Genomic DNA, 6,517 nt, shown 5'->3' with positions numbered 1-6,517 from the left:
GGGCCAGGGCGCCCGCAGCCAGGGCAGCGCCCGTCCGCAGGGCGATCGCCGCCAGGCTCGCGGCTGATCCTTTCCGCGACTGAAAATGAAACGGGCCGGGGCATCAACCCCGGCCCGTTTTGCTTTGGGCTTCGAGACAGGCGGGAAGGCCGGTCTCGGCCCCGTGTTCAGATCACGCCGGCCTCGCGCAGGCGTGCGATGATCTGATCCGCCGCCGCTTCGACCGAAAGCTCGGCCGCCGCCAGGTGGATTTCGGCGTGTTCCGGCGGCTCGTAGGGGCTGTCGATGCCGGTGAAATTCTTGATTTCGCCCTTGCGGGCCTTCTTGTAGAGACCCTTCACATCCCGCTCCTCCGCGACCGCCAGCGGCGTGTCGACGAAGACTTCGAAGAACTCGCCCTGTTTCACCATCTCGCGAGCCATTCGCCGCTCCGACCGGAAGGGCGAGATGAAGGAGACCATGACGATCAGCCCGGCATCGACCATCAGCCTCGACACTTCGGCGACGCGGCGGATGTTTTCCACCCGGTCGGCGTCGGTGAAGCCGAGGTCCTTGTTGAGGCCATGGCGGACATTGTCGCCATCGAGCAGATAGGTATGCCGGCCAAGGGCGTAGAGTTTCTTCTCGACCATGTTGGCGATGGTCGACTTGCCGGCCCCCGAGAGGCCGGTGAACCACAGGATGGCCGGCTTCTGGCCCTTCAGCTCGGCGCGCTGATCCTTGGCGACATCGACCGCCTGCCAGTGCACGTTCTCCGACCGGCGCAGGGCGAAATGCAGCATCCCGGCGCCGACTGTCGCATTGCTGATCCGGTCGATCATGACGAAGCCGCCGGTGTCGTGGTTCTCGGCGTAAGGGTCGAAGGCGATCGGCCGGTCGGTCGCGACATTGACGATGCCGATCTCGTTCAGCTCCAGCTTCTTGGCCGCGAGATGCTCGAGCGTGTTGACGTTCACCTTGTACTTGGGCTCGGTCACCGAGGCCGAGACCGTGGTCGCCCCGATCTTCAGCAGATAGGGCCGGCCGGGCAGCATGGGCGCGTCGCTCATCCAGACGAGGGTGGCCTCGAACTGGTCGGCGACATGGGCCGGGGCATCGGTGCGCGAGATGACGTCGCCGCGCGAAATATCGATTTCGTCCGCCAGCGTGAGCGTGATCGACTGGCCGGCGACGGCGACGGCCAGATCGCCGTCCTGGGTGACGATGCGGGCGACGGTGCTGGTCTTGCCCGAGGGCTGGACGCGGATGGCGTCGCCCGGACGGATTTCGCCCGAGGCGATCTGGCCGGAGAAGCCCCGGAAGTCGAGGTTCGGCCGGTTCACCCATTGCACGGGCAGGCGGAAGGGCGCCTTGCGCGCCGCGTCCTCGACATCGACCGTCTCGAGATAGCCCATCAGGCTGGGGCCGTGATACCAGGGCGTCTCCGCCGCGACTTCCAGCATGTTGACGCCGCGCAGCGCGGACAGCGGAATCGCCGTGATGTCGGTCAGGCCGATGCGGGCGGCGAAAGCCTTGTAATCATCGAGGATGCGGTTGAACACCGCCTGGTCGTAATCGACGAGGTCCATCTTGTTGATGGCGAGGATCACCTTGCGGATGCCGATCAGCGAGACGAGATAGGAATGGCGCCTCGTCTGGGTCAGCACGCCCTTCCGCGCGTCGATCAGGATCACGGCGACATCGGCGGTCGAGGCGCCGGTGATCATGTTGCGCGTGTATTGCTCGTGGCCGGGGGTGTCGGCGACGATGAACTTGCGCTTTTCGGTCGAGAAGAAGCGATAGGCGACATCGATGGTGATGCCCTGTTCCCGCTCGGCGGCGAGCCCGTCGACGAGAAGCGCGAAATCGATCTCGCCGCCCTGGGTGCCGACCTTCTTCGAGTCGCTTTCGAGGGCCGTCATCTGGTCCTCGAAGATCATCTTCGAATCATAGAGCAGGCGGCCGATCAGCGTCGACTTGCCGTCGTCGACCGAGCCGCAGGTGATGAAGCGCAGCAGGGACTTCTTTTCGTGGACCTTCAGGTATTCGTCGATGTCGGTCGCGATCAGGTCGGAGATGTGGGACATCAGAAGTATCCTTCCTGCTTCTTCTTTTCCATCGACGCGGACTGGTCATGGTCGATCATGCGGCCCTGACGTTCCGAGGTCCTGGTCAGCAGCATTTCCTGGATGATGTCGGTCAGCGTGTCGGCCTCGGACTCGATCGCGCCCGTGAGCGGGTAGCAGCCGAGTGTCCGGAAGCGGACTTTCTTCATCATCGGCGTCTCGCCCGGGCGCAGCGGCATCCGGTCGTCATCGACCATGATCAGCGTGCCGTCGCGCTCCACCACCGGCCTCTCGGCCGCGAAATAGAGCGGCACGATCGGGATGTTCTCAAGGTGGATATATTGCCAGATGTCGAGTTCGGTCCAGTTCGACAGCGGGAAGACGCGGATCGACTCGCCCTTGTTCTTCCTGGTGTTGTAGAGGCGCCAGAGTTCGGGCCGTTGGCTCTTCGGGTCCCAGCGGTGCTGGGCCGAGCGGAAGGAAAAGATGCGCTCCTTGGCGCGGGATTTTTCCTCGTCGCGGCGGGCGCCGCCGAAGGCCGCGTCGAAGCCGTATTTGTCGAGCGCCTGCTTCAGGCCTTGCGTCTTCATGATGTCGGTATGAAGGCCGCTGCCATGGACGAAGGGGCTGATGCCCATCTCGACGCCTTCGGGATTGACGTGGACCAGCAGGTCCATGCCCAGCGTCTTCGCCATCTGGTCGCGGAAAGCGATCATTTCCCGGAATTTCCATGTGGTATCGACATGGAGCAGCGGGAAGGGCGGCTTGGAGGGATAGAAGGCCTTCTGCGCCAAGTGCAGCATCACCGCGCTATCCTTGCCGATCGAATAGAGCATGACCGGATTTTCGGTCTCCGCCACCACCTCGCGCATGATGTGGATGCTCTCGGCCTCGAGGCGCTGCAGGTGGGTCAGGGTGTCTTGGGACACGATCGGCTTCCAGAAATTAGATATTGGACGCCCGGCACCTGTGGATACAGGCAAATGCCGGATGCCGGGGAGAGAACTCCCGCGGGCCGGCCGAGTCAAGCGCCGGACGACGAGGAGTCCCGATTTGGAAAATTATGATTTTCCAAATCGTCGAAGTCAACCCTTGTCGTCAGCCCCAACGTCCGGTCGCCACGTCGTCGCTGTCCTTCGCCTCGACCCAGGTGCCGGCGCCGTCCGCGGTGATTTCCCGTTTCCAGAACGGCGCCCTGGTCTTCAGCCAGTCGATCAGGAAGGCGCAGGCGTCGAGCGCGTCGGCCCGGTGAGGGGAGGCCGTGGCCACGAGCACGATGCGCGCGCCCAGGGGAAGGCGGCCCACGCGATGAATGATCACGCAGTCATCAAGGGCGAAGCGCCGCCGCGCCTCCGCCTCGATGGCGGCGAGGGCGCGTTCGGTCATGCCCGGATAATGTTCGAGCTCGAGGGCGACGACATCCTGCCGGTCGCCGTGATCGCGCACGAGACCGACGAAGGAAGCGACGGCGCCCGACCGGCCGGCTCCGCCAAGGACGTCGATGACGGCCCCGACGTCGAAATCCTGTTCCTGTATCGCAATTGTCATGCCGGCTGCGCCTTCAAGCATTGATTCGACGGATCGCAATTGAAACAATCGCGCTCCCCGAATTTCGGGGCAAGCCTGCCGCCGGATTGAAAGGAAGCCGATGCCCCATGAAACTCCCTTGATTGCGACGGTGGCCATCGGGTTCGTCATAGCCTTCATCTTCGGGTTCTTCGCCAACAAACTTCGTCTGCCGCCGTTGATCGGATATTTGCTGGCCGGGGTCGCGGTCGGGCCGTTCACGCCCGGGTTCGTCGCCGACGCGGATCTCGCGGTCCAACTGGCGGAAATCGGCGTCATCCTGCTGATGTTCGGCGTCGGCCTGCATTTTTCCGCGTCCGACCTGTTGGCCGTGCGCTGGATCGCGCTGCCGGGGGCAGTCGGGCAGATCGCGGCCGCGACAGCGATGGGCATGGCCGTCGCCCATTTCTGGGGCTGGAGCCTCGGCGCCGGGCTTGTCTTCGGCCTCAGCCTGTCGGTCGCCAGTACCGTCGTCCTGCTGAAGGCGCTGGAGGAGAGGAATGCGGTCAACGGGGTCAACGGCCGCATCGCCGTGGGCTGGCTGATCGTCGAGGATCTGGTGATGGTGCTGGCGCTCGTGCTGTTGCCGGCCTTCGCCGGGGCGCTGGGCGGACAGGCGGGCGACGCCAGCCACGGCGCGGCGCTGGAGCCGGGGGCGCTGTGGCTGGGTCTTGCCATTACCCTTGGCAAGGTCGCGGCTTTCGTCGCCATCGCCCTGCTGCTGGGGCCCCGGGTGGTGCCCTGGTTGCTGGCCCAGGTCGCCCGCACGGGCTCCCGCGAATTATTCACCCTGTCGGTGCTGGCGCTCGCCCTTGGCATCGCCTTCGGCTCGGCGGCCGTGTTCGGCGTGTCCTTCGCCCTTGGTGCCTTTTTCGCCGGCGTCGTGCTGAACGAATCCGATTTCAGCCACAAGGCGGCTCACGAATCGATGCCGCTGCAGGATGCCTTTTCCGTGCTGTTCTTTGTCTCGGTCGGCATGTTGTTCGATCCGATGGTGCTGGTGCGCGATCCCCTGTCGGTACTGGGCGTGCTTGCCATCATCATCATCGGCAAGTCGCTGATCGCTTCGGTCATCGTGCTGTTGCTGGGCTATCCGCTGGCGACTGCGCTCATGGTTTCGGCCAGCCTTGCCCAGATCGGCGAATTCTCCTTCATCCTGGCGGGGCTTGGCATCGGCCTCGGGTTGTTGCCCGCGGAAGGCCGCGACCTGATCCTGGCGGGGGCGCTGTTCTCGATCACGCTCAACCCGCTGGTGTTCCTGGGCGCGGAATGGCTGACCAGGCGGCTGCGCGCAGGCGAAGGCGAGGTGCGCGGCGCGCCCCGCCTGCGCCTCCTCGAGCGCGAGTTGATGAAGGCCCATGTCCGCGCCGAGGCGCGGGAAGCGGAGCGTGTGCTGAAGGCGCGGGAACTGGCGGAGAGTTTCCCCATGTTCGCCAGTCTCGACCCGCAAGGCATCCAGGATCTTCTGGTCACCTTCCGGCATCGCGTGGCCAATCCCGGCGCGCGCCTCATTCGCAAGGGCGACCGGGCGGATACGGTCTTCTTCATCGCCGCGGGCGAGGTCGAGGTCGCGGTGGCGGGCCGGAAGATCCGTCTGGGCGCGGGCGAGCATTTCGGCGAAATGGCGCTGATGTCGGGCGAGCCGCGCTCGGCCGATGTCACGGCGGTCGATTATTGCCAGCTCTATACCCTGGACCGGCGCGATTTCCGCCGCTTCCTGTCGCTGCATCCGGAAGTGCGGATCGCCGTCGAGACCACGGCGGCCGCGCGTCGCCAGATGAATGCGGGCGAGGTGGCGGTGGCGGAAGCCTGATCAGGGCTCCGATGGCACGGTGGCGATGCCCGGGGGCAGCACCGGGCTTTCGCGCAGCAGGGTGATGGTGATGCGCCGGTTGGCGGGGTCGAGCGGATTGTCGGGGTTGAGCGGCTCCGACGATGCCCGGCCCGAGACCTGAAAGATGCGCGACGGCGAAACGCCGGCCTCGGTCAGGACCCGGCGGCTGGAGTTGGCCCGATCGGCGGACAATTCCCAGTTGGTATAGCCCGTGGTGCTGCGATAGGGCGCGGAATCCGTATGGCCGGCGATGGCGATGCGGTTCGGCAACCGGCCAACGATACCCGCGATCTTGCGCAGCAGAACCACCATCTCGTCCGACATGCGCGAGGAACCGGACTGGAACATGGCCTTGCTCTGACCATCGACCAGCTGGATGCGCAGGCCTTCCCGGGTGACCTCCAGCAGGACTTGCGAGGCGACCGCCTGCAATTCGGGCTGTTCCCGCAGGGCCTGACGCAACTGGGTCGCCGTATCGGCGAAGCGCTGGGCCTCGGCGCGGACGAGGGCGGTATTGCGGGCGTTCGCGTCGGCTTCCGCCGCCGTGATGCCCGGCGGCGGTGTCTGCTGGCCGAGCGCGTCGGCCGGGCGGGGATTTTCCGTGCGGGCGTTGGCGTCGCCGGGCGCGGGGGTGGAAACCGCTGAACTGTTGGGGCCGCCGGGGGCCTGCTGCTTGCCGGGCTCGCCCTTGTCCTGGGGGGCAAGACCGCTCAGGGGCTGGCTGTCGTCGGTTTCTTCTGGGTTCGGGGTCTGGCTTTCGGGCTCGATCCGCGTGATCAGGGCGGTGGCGCCGCCCGAATTGCGGTTGCCTTCCTGACCGATGGTCTGTCCGCCCATGACGCCGCCGGCGCCCGAGGTCGTCTCGGACACGCTGATCGGATCGAAATAGTCGGCGATACCCTGTTTCTGCGCTTCGGAGGTCGCGTTCAGCAGCCACAGCAACAGGAAGAAGGCCATCATCGCGGTCACGAAGTCGGCATAGGCGACTTTCCAGGCGCCGCCGTGATGACCGGCGGCGACCTTCTTGACCCGCTTGATGATGATCGTCGGCCCGTTCCCGTTCGCCATGGCG

At 65.6% G+C, this 6,517-nt stretch carries 5 protein-coding genes; 1 reads left to right on the top strand and 4 read right to left on the bottom strand.

Annotated elements, in window-relative coordinates:
• Positions 1-167: 167 nt before the first annotated feature.
• The 3 genes from cysN to WAZ62_RS00645 all read right to left on the bottom strand — a co-directional run bounded on the left by cysN (position 168) and on the right by WAZ62_RS00645 (position 3,593).
• Positions 168-2,066 carry a sulfate adenylyltransferase subunit CysN gene (gene cysN, locus WAZ62_RS00655; protein WP_422641602.1) on the bottom strand — a complete coding sequence of 633 codons (1,899 nt, stop codon included), beginning with the start codon at positions 2,064-2,066 and terminating at the stop codon, positions 168-170.
• Positions 2,066-2,974, bottom strand: coding sequence for a sulfate adenylyltransferase subunit CysD (gene cysD / locus WAZ62_RS00650; protein WP_422641601.1), 909 nt, complete (start codon positions 2,972-2,974; stop codon positions 2,066-2,068). Before cysD ends, cysN begins: the two co-directional genes overlap by 1 nt.
• 169 nt (positions 2,975-3,143) lie before the next feature.
• Positions 3,144-3,593, bottom strand: a complete 450-nt coding sequence (locus tag WAZ62_RS00645) for a molybdenum cofactor biosynthesis protein MoaE (RefSeq protein ID WP_422641600.1) — start codon at positions 3,591-3,593, stop codon at positions 3,144-3,146.
• Between the two features lie 100 nt (positions 3,594-3,693).
• On the opposite strand from WAZ62_RS00645, the gene WAZ62_RS00640 reads away from it, so the two are divergent.
• A complete protein-coding gene (locus WAZ62_RS00640) occupies positions 3,694-5,424 on the top strand; it encodes a cation:proton antiporter (RefSeq protein ID WP_422641599.1) in 1,731 nt (576 codons plus the stop codon).
• Here the strand turns inward: WAZ62_RS00640 and WAZ62_RS00635 are convergent, their stop codons facing one another.
• Positions 5,425-6,513 (bottom strand): flagellar motor protein MotB, encoded by a 1,089-nt coding sequence (locus tag WAZ62_RS00635; RefSeq protein ID WP_422641598.1) that lies wholly within the window; start codon positions 6,511-6,513, stop codon positions 5,425-5,427.
• Between the last annotated feature and the right edge of the window lie 4 nt (positions 6,514-6,517).

Source organism: Zavarzinia sp. (genome assembly GCF_049306435.1).
In the GTDB taxonomy this organism is placed as follows: Bacteria; Pseudomonadota; Alphaproteobacteria; order Zavarziniales; family Zavarziniaceae; genus Zavarzinia.
Note: the sequence above shows the minus strand (reverse complement) of the source record. Positions and strands in the feature narration are given on the sequence as shown.